The following is a 16282-nucleotide window of genomic DNA, read 5'->3' as shown; positions in this document are numbered from 1 at the left end:
AAATTTAGGCACTTTTTACCCGGCAGATTACTGAATCTTGCCCAGGCTCTGAAGGAAGGCGGTCGTATCCTGGAAACCGACCACGCGAATCGTCTTGATTTCCTTGCCGGTGGCATCGAAAAACAGGATGCCGGGCGGTCCGAACAAGCCAAAACGGGCGAGTAGCGCCTTGTCGTCGGCCGTGTTGGCCGTGACATCCGCCTTGAGCAGCTTGAAACCGGCGAGTTTGGACTGTACAGCGGGATCGGCAAAGGTAAAGCGTTCCATTTCCTTGCAGGAAACGCACCAGTCGGCATAAAAATCGAGCATTACCGGTTTGCCGGCTGCGCGGACGGCTTGTTCGAGTTCGCTGACACTGCTGACTTTCTCGAACGCCAGCTTCGGGCTTTCTGTGGCCAGGGCTTGCCCGCGCAGGCCGGCGAGCGGTTGCAGTGGATCGCGATTGCCGGCCAGCGCACCGATCAGCAGGGCCGCGCCGGTCAGCAGCATGACGATGCCGATGCCTTTCCAGAAACGGTGCCAGCCCTTGGCATGTGGTGGCAGCGGATCAAGTGCGTGCAGGAAAATGGCCGGGATGATCAGCAGCGCCGCCCAGGCGAGCATCTGGGCAACCGCCGGAATCACCGGCGAAACCAGCCAGACGGCCGTGGCCAGCAGCAGAACGCCGAAGCTTTTCTTGACGGCTTCCATCCATGCGCCGGCCTTGGGCAGTAGCGTGCCGGCCGATAGACCGACGATGAGCAGCGGCACGCCCATGCCGAGTGCCATCAGGAAGAGCGCCATGCCGCCGAGGACGGCATCGCCGGTCTGGCCAATGTAAAGCAGTGCGCCGGCCAGCGGAGCCGCAACGCAGGGGCCGACGATCAGGGCCGAGAGCGCGCCCATGATGAAGACGCCGATACCGCGCCCGCCTTGCAGATGGCCGGATTCTTCCGACAGTTTGCTTTGTAGCGCAGTCGGCAGTTGCAGTTCGTAAAAGCCGAACATCGAGAATGAAAGAATGACGAATACCGTCGCAAAGCCACCCAGTACCCACGGGTTTTGCAAAGCGGTGGAAAGTAGCGTGCCGGTCAGTCCTGCCGCAATGCCGATGGCCGAATAAGTCACGGCCATGCCGAGCACGTAGGCGAGAGACAGGGCAAAGCCGCGGCTGCGCGAAATCCGGTGGCCCTGGCCGGCGATGATGCCGGACAGGATAGGAATCATCGGAAAGACGCAAGGCGTCAGCGACAAGCCCAGTCCGGCCAGAAAAAAGAAGGCAAGGTTGGCCAGGAAGCCGGCATTTTTCAGGGTTGCGGCAATTGTGCCGCTTTCGTCGCCGTCGACCGCAGCAATCGCGGCGGGAGTACTGCCCGGGTCGGGCAGGGTCAAGTTCAGTGCCTGGGTTTGCGGCGGGTAACACACGCCGGCATCGGCACAGCCTTGCGAGGTGACATTCAGCTTGATCGGCAACGCACCGGAAACGCTGCGTTCAACAGGCAGGCGGACGATGGCGCTTTTGTAATAAACCTCGACCTTGCCGAAATTTTCGTCGTTCTTTTCCTTGCCCTTGGGTAAAACGGGGTTGCCTGCGGTGGCTCCTTCAGCCTCGATGCCGAAACGGAACTTGTCGCGGTAGAGGTAATAGCCTTTGGCGATCTCGAAGCTGATTTCGACCGTCTGTCCATCGATCGCACGGGCGGTTGGCTTGAAGGCAACGGCCGGGTCGAGAAATTCCTGGGCGTGGACCAGCGAGCTCAGGAAGGCAAGAAGCAGGAAAAGTGTGCGCATCATGATTTGAGTGTTTCTGCGCTGACCCAGTTCAAATAGGCCGGTAAACCATGCGTGATCGGCAGCGCGATGATTTCGGGCACTTCGTAGGGGTGGCGTTGGCGGATGGTGGTTTCAAGCGCCGCGTAGTTTGCTGCGGTCGACTTGATCAACAGGGGAATTTCGCTGGCCGATTCGACAGCGCCCTGCCAGCGGTAGATCGATTCGACGCGCGGCAGGATATTGACGCAGGCCGCCAGGCCGCTTTCGACGACGGCCAGCGCAATCGCATTGGCGACGCTTTCATCCGGGCAGTTGGTGAGGATCAACAAGGGTTCCATGGCCTGATTCTACTTGAGCAGGCGACGCCGGGTCAGGCGCAGTGCAATGGCAAAGGCGATGGCCGTTGTGGCCAGCAGCACGCCAATATGGATCAGGGCGTTGTCCGGGAATTGCCCGGCAAGCAGCGGCCGGACCAGGGCAACGCCCTGAGCCAGCGGTAGCCAGCCACCGATGGCGGTAAGCCAGCCAGGCAATTGCTCGGTCGGGAAGAAAACGCCGGAAATCAGTGTCATCGGCGTGATGAACAGCGTGAAGTAGTACATGAAAAAATCGTAGGACGGCGCCAGCGCATTCCAGATCAGCCCCAGTGCCGCGAAAGCCAGTCCAGTCAGGACAATCGCTGGCAGCGCCCAGAGAACGAGGTTGCCGCTGGTCAGCCCCATGGCGCTGATCACGACCAGGATGGCCGCCCCGGAGAAGAGCGATTTGGTCGCGGCCCAGAACAGTTCGCCGGCGACGACATCGTTCAGGCCGAGCGGCGTGTTGAGGATGGCATCCCAGGTTTTCTGGACGTGCATGCGCGAGAAGGACGAGTACAGGGCTTCGAAGGTTGCCGAGTTCATGGTCGACGCACAGACGGTGCCGGCCGCCAGAAACGCGACATATGGCCGGCCGTCGACGCTGGGCAGCATGGCGCCCAGGCCGTAACCCAGCCCCAGCAGGTAGATCAGCGGATCGGCCAGATTGCCCAGAATCGATGGCAGGGCGAGCTTGCGCCAGACGAGAAAATTGCGCTGCCAGACAGGGCGCCAGCCAATACTCAGCGATATGGGCGGCATGCGTGCGCTCCCGGCAAAATGAAATAAGGCTGCCATTTTACTGTGAAGTCGTGCCGCACAATCCTGGCAAGTTGATGGTGCCGAAAAGCCGGGCAGCCAATTTGGCCCCGAGTCGAAGGTCGACCGCAGTCATCGCGGAATGGCTGGCCGGGATGTCAAAATAGCAACATGACACCGCCTGCCATTCTGCTTTCGACCCTTAACGCCAAATACATCCATGCTTCGCTGGGATTGCGCTATCTGCTGGCCAATATGGCCCGCCATGGCGGCGCTGAACTGCGCGCCGCAACGGTGTTGCGCGAATTCACGATCGCCCGCCCGGTCGCCGAAATTGTCGATGCGTTGCTCGCCGAACTCGGCGAAGCTCGTGATGGCGTCCGCCAGATCGTCGGTTTCGGGGTTTATATCTGGAATGTGCGGCAGACGACCGATGTCATTCGTCAATTGAAGGCCCGGCGTCCCGCGTTGATCATTGTCCTGGGCGGGCCGGAAGTGAGCCATGAATGGGACGAGCAGGAAATCGTCCGGTTGGCTGATTATCTGGTCACCGGCTGGGGCGACGTCAGTTTCCCAAAATTGTGCCGTGCCTTGCTGCATGGGCCGCAACCCTTGATGAAAGTGATCGCCGGCGAGCAGGCCAGCCTGGCCGAGATTGAATTGCCCTATGCCGAGTTGAGTGCCGACGATCTGGCGCATCGCCTGCTTTATGTCGAAGCGTCGCGCGGCTGTCCGTTCAAATGCGAGTTCTGTCTCAGCGCGCTCGACAAAACGGCCTGGGCCTTTGACGAGGCGCGCTTTCTTTCTGCCCTGGAAACGCTTTACCAGCGCGGAGCGCGCAATTTCAAATTTGTCGATCGCACCTTCAACCTCAAGATCGACAGTTCGCTACGCATCCTGGAATTCTTCATCGATCGTCTGACGCCCGACCTTTTCCTGCATTTCGAGGTGGTTCCCGACCATTTGCCGGATCGCCTGAAAGCCATGATCGCCCGCTTTCCGCCCGGCGTGCTGCAGTTTGAAATCGGTATCCAGAGCTTCAATCCGGCCGTCCAGCAAGGTATCTCGCGTCGTCAGGACAATGACCGGACCTGCGCCAATCTCGACTGGCTGGTCAGGCACAGTCATGCTCACCTGCACACCGACCTGATCTTCGGCCTGCCCGGTGAAACCCTGTCCAGCTTTGCGGCCGGCTTCGACCGCCTGTATGCGCTGAAGCCCGACGAAATCCAGCTCGGTATCCTGAAACGCCTGCGCGGTACGCCGATTGCCCGGCATACGCTTGAATACGGCATGGTCTATGACGCCCAGCCGCCCTACACCATCACCCAAACCGGCGTTGTCGATGCGTCGACCGTGCAACGCTTCACCCGTTTTGCCCGCTACTGGGATCTGATCGCCAATTCGGGCCGTTTCCCGGCAACGCTGGCAACCCTGCTTGAAGCACCCTCTCCGTTCCATGCTTTTCTCGCTTTCAGCGACTGGCTCTGGGAGACTCGGCAGAAAACCAGCGGCTTGAGCCCGGAAATGCTGCTCGATGGCCTGTTCGACTACCTGACCGGCGTGCTCGGCCAGCCCGGAGAGTCTGTCCGCACTATGCTTCTGGCCGACTATCGGGCCAGCGGCGCCCGATCCAATCCAGCTTGTCTGGCCGGTTTGCTGAAAGATCGGGAAAAGCCGCTGCCCAAGGCTTCAAGCGCCCTGGTCCAGCGGCAGGAACGGCATGGCGGGGTGACGGCTGATTGCATCGATCGTGTCTTGGTCAGCCGGCCAGGCCTCGATACTTAACGTGCTTGTGCCAGGTAGAAGGATGCCCAGTAATATGGATGCGGGTATTTTTTGCGGACTTCGTCCTGGGCATGATGGAAAGCAGTGACGATATCGTGGGTTTGGGCCAGCTGTTGGTAGAAAGCGGCGACAAAATCACGTGTCGCAATGTCATCAACGTTCCATAGCGACAGGATGATGTTGCGGTTGCGGTTGGCTGTGAGCGGTCGAAGGATGCCCATCAGTTCGTTCTCGTTGGCCTGATCCGCTGCGCTGAGACCGGCTTGACAGGCTGCTGCAAAGACCAGATCACGACCTTTCAGTGCTGCGTATTTGTGCATGTCACGGGCGTACAGTGAATTCGGATCGGTCGTCACGCTACGCCCGCGAATGGCGCCGTTGAATGCCAGGCGCGAGTCTTTCGGATCGTCGGCATTGAACTGGCCATGCATCGACAAATGGACGACGGTCGCATCGCTTGCCGATTGCAGTGCTTGAAGGTTGGCCGCTTCACGTTTGAAAACCTGGGCTGACGGTACGTATTGCCGAATCGCTTCAGCTTCCTGTTCGGCACCCTGGAGATCGAGTGTCGGGTTAAAAAAGCCGCTGACCCGAATATCCCTGAGCTGTCGTGCGTCTCCGGTGGTGAAGAAATTAACCGAGCGGGTGACCTTGGCGCCAAGATGGAAGTCAATCGGGTGACGCAATACCCATTTGTCTGGACTCACGGTCAAGCGTTCCGGCATCGGGTTGGTTGACGATATTTTCCGAAAGAAGGCTGCAGCATCACCTGGCTTGTCCTTGTTCTGGGAAATTTGGTCGTAGGATCGGTTGAGTTCGTTTTTCAGGTTTGCCAGCTCATTGCCACTGAGTTTCTTGACAGAGATCACCCTGCCTGAGTCGATCCGGGTGGCATAGAGCGCATCATCGACAAAACTGTCGCTGGCCAGTGCTGCATCATCGATACCAAAGTCCCGTGTTGTCAGGGGCATGGTGCTTCGTTCGGCTTTTGCGGCACGGATGTTCTTGTTGGCGGCAAGGGGCATGAACTTGCCGCCAACATACAAATCAAGGTACGGACCGGATTGGGCCAGGCGTTGGCGGTACCAGCTTTTCTGCGGCAGTCCCGAGGGGGTACGGGGAATCCCGTCTTCGCTTGCCAAATCTGCCACCTTGGCCATGGCGTTCCCGCTGTCACGGGTATATGCCAGACGTTCTTCGAGTAGCAGGCGGGACTTGTTCAGGCTAACGTAGTACAACACTTCATCGAAATTTTCAGCCTGGAAATTGGCTTCGATCAAGGTTGAAATGTAGTCGTTGATCAGTTTGTTGTAGCGCCAGCGGAACGATGGGTTGCGCAGGTTGCTGTAGGGGCGATAGACCGTGTCCAGGGCATACTCGGCGTAGACGATATTGCCTGTCCGGCGGAAGACCTGGATGTAGTAGTCGGCCAAGCTAAGGAAGTCGATTTCTGACAGGTCTACACCATCGCTCGACATGTCGCCCTTGTCTATGAAGCGATAAGCCGCCAGCGTGGCCTTGGAGCTGATTTTGCTCAGCTCATATTCTCCGCGGATCAGTCGGGAGAGAATCCGCTTGCGGGCTGCCGAGCCGGGGGGGGTGCTGTCGATATCGTTCTGGACCTGCTTGATGTGTTGCTGAAGTTTGTCGGCCGCATAGGTTTTGCTGGTATTGGGACGATTTCCAGCGAGCAGTTGGCGGTTCGTCTGGAGGCGGTCTGTGGCACTTTTCTTGATGGTAGCGGCATCGACTGAAACGTATTTGGTGACGTACTGGCTGTCAGCAATGGTGTATTGGCTGGCAGTCTGGTAGCGGGGCAGAAAATCGCCAGTGGTGTCCGCGGCAGGGATATCGCTCCGGATCAATTGCTCATCAGCCTGTATGGCGCTTTCAATATCAAGCGTTTGCAGGCTGTAGATGTCGGCCAGTTCGTTCAGGATTCGTGGTTGTGCATATGCCGAGCGGCCGAACTTTTGATAATCTGCCTCGAGTTGTGTGACCAGTCCCTGATATCTTTGCGTTGAACGCAATTCGGCGATGCCATTGATTCGGCGAATGGCTGATGCTGCAACGTCATCCTGAACGCCGTACTTGGGGACGATCAGGTTGCCGCAACTGCACAGCACGAAAGACGACAATAATGCCAAGGCACGTTTGATCGGGGCTTGTTTCATGACGAGGTCCGTACAAGGGAAGCGGATGACCTGCACAGGTCATCCGGTGTTCAGCTGGATTAGTCGAGTTTTTGCGAAGAAATGGCGCCGGCAACGCCGATTGATCTCAGGCCAAGGCAGGCAATTTCATGTTTTTTGGCAAGCCCGGCGGATTCCTTGCGAGCCAGGAGAAACTGTTCCCGCGCTTTGCTGAGCTCTTCTGCGTTGCGCTCCTTAATAGCCATATTAATCGCGGAGGCATAGGGAATATCAGTGCTTGCCTTGATATTGCGGATGTTAGCTTTTTGGTCTTCGGGTGATTGGAATCCGCAACCGCTCCCCATGACCATCGCTGCTGCACCGCCGGATTTCAGTTCGCGATAGGTTTCCACGAGCCCGAAGACAATCGGATTGCCTGCCCGAATGGCCTGGGCGGTCCCCCGATAAGCCATCGGGCTGTTGGTCAGCGTCAGAGAGCGCTTGGCATCTTCATCCATTTTTTTCAGATCCTGCCCGCGTTTGCGCATGTACTCACGACGTTCCGTATCCTGCAGGCTAGCCTGGTAAGACTGCTGGCGCTGGATGCTGCCGGCGACGCTTCCGTAATAGGCTCCGGCCCCGCCGGCCGAAGATACGAAGTAGGAAAATTTGCCCGGAATCTTCTGAATGATCTCCGGGTAGAAGCTTGGGCCGTAGAGGCCCATGTTGCCGCTAAAAGCATCGGAAATCGAGTATGCCTGGCCACGGGAGGCCACGCTGCGGACTTTTTCATCGACTAGTTGATGGTATTTGCGGGTTGTCTGGAGTGGCAGAAGCTTGAGCTTGATCGTCTTGGTCAGATAGTCGTAGCGTCGTTCGGTTTCTGCCCAGTCAGGTTTCAGTTCGAGTGTATCGTCGTAGCTGTAGATAGGCTCAAGTAGTCCGACATCGCCGGAGAAGAGATTCTTCAGCAGGGTGCCATCCTGGCTCGCAATGAATGCACCGTAAATGCCGTCTGCCCGTACGTCATGGTAATAAGTGCCGAGCTCGTCGGTGGCGACTTTCTTGTCTACCAGACGGATTGCCTCGACCCAAGTATCCACCTCTGATTCCGAAACCATGATGGGCCGGTACTTTGAGTTCGGCAGTCCGGTCGAGGCAATTTTTGCACTGATCGAGTAGCAACCTCCGAGCAGCAGTGCGGAAAGCAGAATGGCTATTTTTTTCATGATGTACTCCCCTCTTGTTTGTGTGACGCAATTTACTGAACGGTGAAGCTTGTTTCGGTGGCCAGACCCATGTTGATGGGCGTGCCCGCAGGCACGACCAGAATGCCGACAGCGTAAGCACCGGGCAGTCGGGGGGCGTACTGGAGAACCGGGTTGGTCTCTGGCAGGTTGGGTCCCTGGACCGAGGCCCGCCAGGGCTTTGCCCCATCGTCATTGAGCTGGCGGTTGTAATACCAGGTGACTTGCCCGCCTAGTTGCGCCACCTTGAGATAGAGATAAATGTCACTGGCTTGCTGCACTGGCAGGTTACCCGTCAGGTTGACCATCACCGTTTCCCCCACGGCAGGGCTTGTTGAGCTCAGGTAAAGGCCGACAGGGTTGCTGCCGGGCGGCGTGACGGGGAGTTGAACCGGCGCCGGGGGCGTGGCTGGAAAGGGCATCGGGATCGGTGTCACCGGCAACGGGGCCGGGGCTGAGGTCCGCACCGGGATTGCAGTTTCCAGACGGCTTGTCACCTTGCCCAGTTCGTCCAGGCTGATTTTTCGCGTCGGGTAGTAGCGCCATTCGCCCAGGTGATCTTGCTGGCCGTTGATGATGCCCGTCTGGTACAGATAATTGACCACGTTTTGATAATCCTGCTCTGTGGCTTCCGGCGTGCTGCCGAATTCCTCTAGCGCAAAGCGCTTCTCGGCATTGACCGTGGCCAGTTTCAGGGGAGCGATCAGCCGATTGACCATCAAAGCGACTTCCATGCGTGATGCCATGTCGGCAGGTCGGCTCAAGGTGCTTCCCTGGAAGAGGCCAAGACGTTGCATTTCGCTCGACGTTGCTGACTGAGCCAGGCCTTTCTGGACCGCCAGTCGGGCCAGTTGATCGAGTGCTTTCTGGCGACTGACCTGATCCTGAAGCATCGGATCATCTTCTTGAACATCGTGGTTGTAGGCATGTGCCGAGAAGTCATTTGCACCTTGCTCGATCAGCGCTTCCACCGCCTTGGCGGTCCCACCCGAATTCAGGAGTTTGACCGGGTCTAGCCAGACACTGGCAAGGTCACCAGCGCGTGAGGCATAGCCACGATTGCCGACCGGGGAGGTGGATTTATTGACGAAGGGGGCAAAGTTGCCGCGTGAATCAACCACTTTCCGGTCGAACCGCTGGACCTCGAGATGCAGGTGAGACGGAACTTGGGTAGGTTTGCCCAGTTCGGCAATTTGTTCTCCGGCACGAACATTCTGGCCTTTCGAAACACCGGGCTTTTCAGTGTGGACATAAACGCTGCGAATGTTCAGCGCTGGATGGTCGATCACCACATACCAGCCAAGGCTGGCCGGATTGGCGCTGGATGCGGGCGCAACCCGGGAAACGGTACCGTCCGCAATACTGAAGACAGGCGTTCCCCTGCCCCCACGGAAATCCGTGCCTGTGTGGTATCCCTTGTAGGCGATCCCGCCATAGACGCCGAGATAGTTGCCGAAATCCTGGGTGATGGTCAGTTTGCTGAGCGGTGCGGCGATTTTCCCGCTCATCGGGACCTGGGGAGGTGCCTTGCCTTCGAACTGGAAAGTCCTCAATTCCTGGCCGCCTGGCTTGTCTTTTACGGTCAGTCTGGGGTTGATCCCGAGCCGGGTGACGTCACATTTGACCTGATTTGCCGCCGGTTTGGTATCGTTGTAGCAGCGCTCGCCATCGAGGTTGATTGCTAGGGTGGGAGGCAGGTTGACGCCGCTGACCGTGAAGGTGAGCGGCTGGCCGACCGGACCGCTCAAGGGCGCTACCTGGGTGATCTGGATGGCAGAAGTCTGGATGGGCGCAGTGCCTTGCTTCTGAGCGCATTTGCTGCGAATTGGCGCGGTGTAGTCCTCTACGCTGTCGTTGTCGAAGTTGTAACGATGAATCATGCCGCCGGCGCGGACCATCTGACAGAGCGAATAGGGCTGGATCTGGTCGGTCGTGCCGCCATTGAATCCAGGAATAATGCTGGGCGAGGTAATTTGTACCCTGGGAAAGATGAAGCCGGCGACTTCAGCCTTGACGTTCCTGGCTGCTGGCGTTGTGGCCGCGTAGTTCAGCGCGTCAGCAGGATTGGCGATGATGCTGTAGACCGAGCGGGTGTACTGATCTGCAAGCTTGTAACCGGACTGGCCGTTGGCAAGTTTCTGGGAGCCATTGTAGGCAGCAATCGGGAAAAACCAGTTTTCTAGGATGCGCTTGTCAAAGTCTTCCTCGATGCCATCGATTTTGCTGAGTGCGGCGACGGCACCGGAACTGACATTGAGCTGCCATTTCTGGTTGAGTATGCCCATACCCAGTTGAATGTTCTGCTCCTCGGATTCGCTTGCAGCACCCTTGACCTGCATGATGCCGAAACAGCAATTGGTGGACGAGGCTTTGGGCCGGCCATTAAGGAGGTGATCCCATTGACTTTCGAGATAGGCCATCGCCTTGGGAATAATCGGTGGGATTCCCGCTTGCCGCGCATGCCTGATCAACAGACTGTTGGTTGACGCGTAGTTTCCGTTGCCTGCCGGTGATGGTGTGGCGGCAGTGATCTGATATTCACTGAGCATGAAACCGACTTCGGAGTCTGGTTTCTTCCAGAACAGACGCTGCATGCCGCTGGCTCGGGGCGTACAAGTGAAGCGGGCCTGTGTCGGGCTGAGTACCTGCACGCTACTGTTGTCGCAGTTGGTCAACGAGATGCGAATCGGGCTGGATTGCAAATTGGTACCCGATAGATTGAAGCTGACCGGTTGGTTCATCTGTAGTGGCCCCGTCGGGCTTGCGCTGCTGATGTTCAGCAGTGCCGGCGTGGGAGGTGCCGGCTCGCTGACTGGCGGCTTCGCAACTGGGGTGGCAATAAGATGCTCACCGAGTGTGATTGAATCCTCCGAGCCGGGTTTTTTCCAAAACAGCCGCTGTGCACCTGCTGCCCGTGGTGTGCAGGTGAAGCGTGCCTGGCTGGCGCTAAGTGCCTGGACGCTGCTGTTTTCGCAATTGGTCAGCGATATTCTTATCTGACCGGATTGCAAGCCGCTCCCGGACAGATTGAACGTCACCGCTTGGTTGAGTATCAAGGCCGTCGCAGCGCTTGCCGAGCTGATGTTCATGGCGCTTTGGGGCGGCGCTGACGGTGCGGGGGCCGCCACGCTGCTACCGATGCTGACCAGTCCCGAAGCAAGCGCAGTTCCTCCCGGTGCATCCTTGACCACAAAAGCCTTGTTGCCGGCCACTCGCGGAATGCAGGCAAAGCTGGCTTGCGAGCTGTTGCCGGATAATTTGCTGCACTCGGCATCGGCAATGGCAAAAGCCAGGCTGCTCGGCAGCAAGCTGCCCGAGATGGTGAACTGTGTCCGGTTATTCAGCGAGGCCTGGGTAGGGCTGATCTGCGTAACTTTACCTGCAGCCTTGGCAGCGGCTTCCGTGTCGATTTCGTCTTCATTGGCCCAAAGGTTGCCCAACAGGCCGCTACTGAGCAGGCAGAAGGAAACTGAAACAATTATTTTTATCATCGGTCGGTTCCGGCTAATTTGAGTTCGGATGGGCAGTTCCGAGGCTTAGTCGACTTCGCGTACGTCGATCAATCCGGCCCCGTAGGCTGCGCCACACGGAGCTGCTTCGGGTGAGTCGAAGTCGCGTGCCGTGGCGACGGCGCAGTTTGTGGTTGGGGCGGTCAGCCGTTCAACCATGTCTCTGACGTTACCGGGGGTGTTGTCAACGGCCCTGAAGCGCCCAGCGATGGGGACGCCAATACTGGCGAATCGATCGGCAGAGCCCGAGACAATAGCCAGGAAACGGTTGCTTCCCGCTGGTCCATTCGCGGCGACACGCCATTCGGGTCTGGGAATGCGCAGTGCGACGTTGGCTTCAAGGCGATTCTTCTGATCAAGTTCATTGGGAAATAGTTGGAAAATCCGTCCGCTCGACCCGACCGAGAGTAAGGTCAGGTAGCCAGGCTTGCTGGAGGTGACCTCCAAGTCCAGATAATCCTGACGAATCTTGTAGGCGGTTTTGGCTGAACGAATGGTGACTTGATGCTTGGGGTCGGCGCCGCGTTTGAGCGTCTCGAGGAGCTGCCGGCTGTCGATTTTTCCAGGAGCGGGGGGGCTTGAGGCGGTAGCATTCGGCGCCACGGGCACCGGCGCTGGCGTCGATGCACTGGCTGGAGCGCTGGTAGGGGGGAGCCCGAAGGAGACGGGGGTGGCTCCGCCCCCCTGACCATCACCGGCGGTCAATGTTTGTGCCAGGAATGGCGGCCTCAGCATCCGATTAACGCGGACTTGTGCACAAATTTTGGCTTCTTCCAGAGAAATGATCCCGTCGCGGTTTTGATCTGCCCCTGATTCGGGATTCAGGCATTCCAGCAGTGCGGCGGTTGCGAAACTGCCCCGCACGGGACCCCCGTCAATGGCATATTCATTCGGGCCGGCTGCACCGAGAAGATAATAATTCGGGGTTGATTGGGCTTGCTGGATGTCATCAAAATCGCGCGTTGCCTTGGCGTAGTTGACGGCATCTCCACAGGTATCCCTTTGGCTCATGCTGAGCTTTGGCTGGAGAAACTTGGGCTTGAGTTCATCACCCTCGTAGTCTCGCGTGGCCTTGGACGTGGTCACGACGCCACCGGAAAAGCACGTGTCTAGAAAAACAATCGTTTTTGCTGCTACGTTCTTGATCGGATCAATCAAGGCGTGGAACTCCGCCTTGGGCATGACTTGCATGTCCTGTGTGACGAGTCCCTGCTCACAGCCATTTTTTCCGTTCGACTGGCTGGTACCGTGCCCGGAAAAATAGACAAATACACGGTCACCCGGCCCGATTGTTTTCTGGAATTGTTTGAGGGTGGTGCGCAAGCCCTCAAGGGTCAGGGCTTTTTCCTGACGCTCAATGATATTTTCATCTGGCACTCCCATGGATTTGGCGATTTTTCGTGCATTGGCGCGATCCTTGGGTACTCCATGCAGTGGGCTGCGCTCATAGTTTTCAATGCCCATGATTAATGCATGATTCGCCGCATGGGTGTAGGGCAGGCTGGTGCTCAAAAGAATGCTGGCTAGAACTGATTTAAGCTTGATAGTCATATTTTTCACTTAATTCTGTGGGCGATGGTTCAAGCGCACGGATTGGGATATATAGGGGAGTTGGCCTTCGGCGAGGGTTTGGGCGTAATAGCTACCGTTCTCCGTGTCCTGGCGAAAGACTTCCTGGGCCGCTTGTGACGCATGTGCGATACGCGGGTCGCGGATGCTGAAGGTAAGTTGCTCGATACCGGTATCCCCGGCAAATTCGTAAGTGTTTTGCTGGCCCAGCGGCAGAATCACTTCACCGCCCGCCGCTAGCATGAATTGGCCGATTTCCGGCCTAGGAAACAAAGGCTTTTTCGTGCCGGAAGGCGCTGTATGGGTCACTTCAAGAAAGCCGGGAAAGGTCGATTGCACCCGCAAGCGGAATTTCTCGCCGCTATAGAACGATGCGTTGATCGCCCGCTCCTCGATGACCGATCCCAGGCTGTTGATCACCAAGACGCTGACTTTCAGACCTTGGTAATTCGGTCCGTTGACCGGGCTGTAACTCAGTGGGGTGGCCAGTTCGGACTGGGTCTGTTGAACATTTTCCACCAGTCCGTTTACCGCACTGTTCAACGCTGTCGGAGCCGCCCCGACAAATTGCCCAACAAGCTGGCAACCCGCTTGCATCAATTCATTTCGAATCGTCGCCGAGATCTTTTGTGCGCTGTTGATTGAGGCATGGCATGGCAGGGAGGGCTGCCCGGCGGCTTGGGGCGACACCCCGGAAGTCTGTGGCAAAAAGTGATTGGTCAGGCTATGGGCACCCGAGGCAATCAGATTGGACAGCAGTGCAGCGACAATTGCCGGGATCGCCTTTGTTTCCTGGCTCGGGTCTTGAGGCGCATTCGACGAGGCACCGAGCGGGCTGATGGAAAGCGACGTCAGGGCAAACAGCGGAACTAAAAAGCGCATCGTGCGAAACATCGGGCGTATCCTTGAAGTCAATTGCGGAATGCGTACAGGATCAGCCGTGTCCAGAGGGACAGCTTGGCAGCTTGGGGCCATCGTGCCGAGCGCGAGCATTGGGCACCCTACTGGTTGCGATGCTGAATGCTGACTTCGTACTGCAATGGACCGCTGCCGCTTGGCCGGGTCAGATATGTCCCTTGCTGCATCTCCAAAACCGTTTCGCGAATATCCTTGGCATACGTGTAAGACTTCCCCTGAACGCCGGAAAAGAACTCACTGGCTCGTGAAGGCGTGGCCGACGAACTGCCGGGAGGGGGCGCCGAGTTTTGCGGACTTCCCCCGTAGTTTGTGGGGTATTGGAGCTGACCTGCTGTGGCCGGGGCGCTCGGTTGGGCGACTGGCATAGCCTGAGTCGGCGTCAAGCTGACCCGCAGAATTTCAGTACCGATGTTGTTGGTGAATTCGAGAACGCCACCCGTTTCTGGTGGATAGTAGGCGGCCAGTCCAGCCTGGACCTGAATGGTGCGGAATGGGGTTATTTTTCCACTTGGCGAAATGTTGGTCAGTTGCAGGGCGCCGTTCTGGCTGCTGACGACTTTTACCCGGATTAGCTCACCGCTGTAAAACGGAAAGTGTGCAGCCCGTTCCATTTGCGTCGAGCCATCGCGATTGAGTACGACAAAACTGAGCTTGACGGCATCATTGCCGGTGACCTGTCCACCGAGTGTGCGCTCGACAATATCCTTGGCTTGTTCGAAGTGCTCATCTGCCGTTACTGGAAAAGCCGCAACTGCAAAGTAGATGGCTGTCCAATAACGGAGCCTGGCCAGGCAATTCATTGGGTTACGCTCCCTTTCCAATCGTTTACGGTTTTGATCCGGTCTCCAGTCATTTTGATATTGGGAGGCAGGATGTCAAAAATGACAAACAGCAAATGACACCTAGTAATTCTCGCATAAAGGGCATGCTGCGTAAATTATCGAAGGTGCTGGGGGCTGTTGGCGACGAGCGGTGTCGGTGCTCTCAGAGGCTGTTCACAATCAATTGCCTGTCAAGCATGCCGGCCATGGGCTCCGACTGTTCTGAGGACATAAAAAACCCTCCGGCAAGCGTGGGAGGGTTTTTCGTTAGTAGCGGCTGCTCAGTTAATGACCGCCCACTTGCCGTTCTTGAACTGATACAGCGAGATGCCACCAAAGCGGTTGTCGCCCTTCGGGTCGAAAGCCACGGTGCCGGTGACGCCCTTGAAGTTCACCTTCTGCAGCATCGGCAGGTACTTGGCCGGATCGACCGAGTTGGCCAGCTTCATGGCTTCGATCAGCGCATTGGCGGCGTCGTAGGCATAAGGTGCGTAGAGCTGGACATCGGTGTTGAAGCGCTGCTTGAAGCGTTTCTTGAACTCGGTGCCACCCGGCATTTTCTCGGCCGGCAGACCGGCCTGGGTGCAGTAAACGTCCGGTGACATGGCCTGGGCGGCAAGCTTGAGCATTTCGCCGGTACAGACACCGTCGCCGGCCAGGAACTTGGTGTTGATGCCGAGTTGCTTGATCTGCTTGAGCATCGGCGCGCCCTGGGCATCCATGCCGCCGTAGAAGATGGCGTCTGGTTGCTTGCTCTTGAGGCGGGTCAGCAAGGCGGTGAAGTCGACGGCCTTGTCGGTCGTGTATTCGCGGGCGATGACTTGTACGCCGAGTTTTTTCAGGTTGTCGGCCAGTGCATCGCCGAGCCCCTGACCATAGGCAGTGCGGTCGTCGACGATGGCGATTTTCTTGGCTTTGAGTGCGTCGACCGCGTATTTGGCCATCGCTTCGCCCTGCTGGAAGTCGTTGGCGATAACGCGGTAGGCAACCTTGAAGCCCTGTTGCGTCAGTTTCGGGCTGGTCGCCGACGGCGTGATGGCCGGAACGCCGCCTTGTTCGTAAATTGCGGCGGCCGGAATGGCGGCGCCCGAGGTCACGTGACCGACGACGCCTTTGGCGCCGGCATCAACGATGCGCTGGGCGACGACGGTTGCCTGGCGCGGATCGCCCTGGTCATCTTCGGCCATCAGTTCGAAGCGGACTTTCTGGCCGCCGATGGTCAGCCCTTTGGCATTGGCATCATCGAGCGCGAGGAGCGTGCCGAATTCTTCATCCTTGCCGACGTGAGCGACGGGGCCGGTGAGCGGCCCGGCAAAGGCGATCTTGACGACCGTTTGGGCCTGGACGGCCAAGGGAGCAGCCAGGGTGCCGAGGCAGACAATGGCGAGTGCGATTTTTTTCATGGATTATCCTTGGTAGCGGAACCGATGC

General features: G+C 57.8%; 11 protein-coding genes. 1 reads left to right on the top strand and 10 read right to left on the bottom strand.

The features are described 5' to 3' along the window. Positions 1-27 precede the first annotated feature (27 nt). From GBK02_RS01655 to GBK02_RS01645, 3 genes are read right to left on the bottom strand one after another with little or no spacing between them, the layout of a single operon-like run. Entirely contained in the window at positions 28-1770 is a 1743-nt protein-coding gene (locus GBK02_RS01655) for a protein-disulfide reductase DsbD (protein WP_203469264.1), read from the bottom strand. Next, positions 1770-2090 (bottom strand): divalent-cation tolerance protein CutA, encoded by a 321-nt coding sequence (gene cutA, locus GBK02_RS01650; RefSeq protein ID WP_203468049.1) that lies wholly within the window; start codon positions 2088-2090, stop codon positions 1770-1772. Before cutA ends, GBK02_RS01655 begins: the two co-directional genes overlap by 1 nt. Before the next feature lie 9 nt (positions 2091-2099). Further along, complete coding sequence (locus GBK02_RS01645) at positions 2100-2870, bottom strand: ABC transporter permease (protein ID WP_203468048.1); 771 nt, start codon at positions 2868-2870, stop codon at positions 2100-2102. A gap of 168 nt (positions 2871-3038) precedes the next feature. Between GBK02_RS01645 and GBK02_RS01640 the strand changes: the two genes are divergently transcribed. Beyond that, positions 3039-4655 (top strand): B12-binding domain-containing radical SAM protein, encoded by a 1617-nt coding sequence (locus GBK02_RS01640; protein WP_203468047.1) that lies wholly within the window; start codon positions 3039-3041, stop codon positions 4653-4655. Here GBK02_RS01640 and GBK02_RS01635 read toward each other — a convergent pair. From GBK02_RS01635 to GBK02_RS01605, 7 genes are all read right to left on the bottom strand, one after another. Beyond that, a complete protein-coding gene (locus GBK02_RS01635; RefSeq protein ID WP_203468046.1) occupies positions 4652-6829 on the bottom strand; it encodes a CHAT domain-containing protein in 2178 nt (725 codons plus the stop codon). The genes GBK02_RS01640 and GBK02_RS01635 overlap by 4 nt on opposite strands. A gap of 59 nt (positions 6830-6888) precedes the next feature. Then, positions 6889-8016 (bottom strand): hypothetical protein, encoded by a 1128-nt coding sequence (locus GBK02_RS01630; protein ID WP_203468045.1) that lies wholly within the window; start codon positions 8014-8016, stop codon positions 6889-6891. A gap of 32 nt (positions 8017-8048) precedes the next feature. After that, complete coding sequence (locus tag GBK02_RS01625) at positions 8049-11525, bottom strand: peptidoglycan DD-metalloendopeptidase family protein (RefSeq protein ID WP_203468044.1); 3477 nt, start codon at positions 11523-11525, stop codon at positions 8049-8051. 45 nt (positions 11526-11570) lie between these two features. Next, entirely contained in the window at positions 11571-13094 is a 1524-nt protein-coding gene (locus tag GBK02_RS01620) for a caspase family protein (protein ID WP_239003231.1), read from the bottom strand. Positions 13095-13103: 9 nt separating this feature from the next. Further along, on the bottom strand, positions 13104-14006 hold the full coding sequence (locus GBK02_RS01615; RefSeq protein WP_203468042.1) for a hypothetical protein: 903 nt from the start codon (positions 14004-14006) through the stop codon (positions 13104-13106). A gap of 107 nt (positions 14007-14113) precedes the next feature. Further along, positions 14114-14830 carry a hypothetical protein gene (locus GBK02_RS01610; RefSeq protein WP_203468041.1) on the bottom strand — a complete coding sequence of 239 codons (717 nt, stop codon included), beginning with the start codon at positions 14828-14830 and terminating at the stop codon, positions 14114-14116. A 302-nt stretch (positions 14831-15132) separates the two neighbouring features. Then, positions 15133-16254 carry a branched-chain amino acid ABC transporter substrate-binding protein gene (locus GBK02_RS01605; protein WP_203468040.1) on the bottom strand — a complete coding sequence of 374 codons (1122 nt, stop codon included), beginning with the start codon at positions 16252-16254 and terminating at the stop codon, positions 15133-15135. Positions 16255-16282: the final 28 nt, after the last annotated feature.

This window comes from Dechloromonas sp. TW-R-39-2, from assembly GCF_016864195.1.
Taxonomy (GTDB): Bacteria; Pseudomonadota; Gammaproteobacteria; order Burkholderiales; family Rhodocyclaceae; genus Azonexus.
The sequence above is the reverse complement of the archived record's forward strand: the minus strand, read 5'-3'. Positions and strand labels throughout refer to the sequence as shown.

Bases quoted from the DNA above. Each gene is read 5' to 3' on its own strand.
- GBK02_RS01655 (WP_203469264.1), bottom strand. From the start codon at position 1,770: ATGCGCACACTTTTCCTGCTTCTTGCCTTCCTGAGCTCGCTGGTCCAC.
- cutA (WP_203468049.1), bottom strand. From the start codon at position 2,090: ATGGAACCCTTGTTGATCCTCACCAACTGCCCGGATGAAAGCGTCGCC.
- GBK02_RS01645 (WP_203468048.1), bottom strand. From the start codon at position 2,870: ATGCCGCCCATATCGCTGAGTATTGGCTGGCGCCCTGTCTGGCAGCGC.
- GBK02_RS01640 (WP_203468047.1), top strand. From the start codon at position 3,039: ATGACACCGCCTGCCATTCTGCTTTCGACCCTTAACGCCAAATACATC.
- GBK02_RS01635 (WP_203468046.1), bottom strand. From the start codon at position 6,829: ATGAAACAAGCCCCGATCAAACGTGCCTTGGCATTATTGTCGTCTTTC.
- GBK02_RS01630 (WP_203468045.1), bottom strand. From the start codon at position 8,016: ATGAAAAAAATAGCCATTCTGCTTTCCGCACTGCTGCTCGGAGGTTGC.
- GBK02_RS01625 (WP_203468044.1), bottom strand. From the start codon at position 11,525: ATGATAAAAATAATTGTTTCAGTTTCCTTCTGCCTGCTCAGTAGCGGC.
- GBK02_RS01620 (WP_239003231.1), bottom strand. From the start codon at position 13,094: ATGACTATCAAGCTTAAATCAGTTCTAGCCAGCATTCTTTTGAGCACC.
- GBK02_RS01615 (WP_203468042.1), bottom strand. From the start codon at position 14,006: ATGTTTCGCACGATGCGCTTTTTAGTTCCGCTGTTTGCCCTGACGTCG.
- GBK02_RS01610 (WP_203468041.1), bottom strand. From the start codon at position 14,830: ATGAATTGCCTGGCCAGGCTCCGTTATTGGACAGCCATCTACTTTGCA.
- GBK02_RS01605 (WP_203468040.1), bottom strand. From the start codon at position 16,254: ATGAAAAAAATCGCACTCGCCATTGTCTGCCTCGGCACCCTGGCTGCT.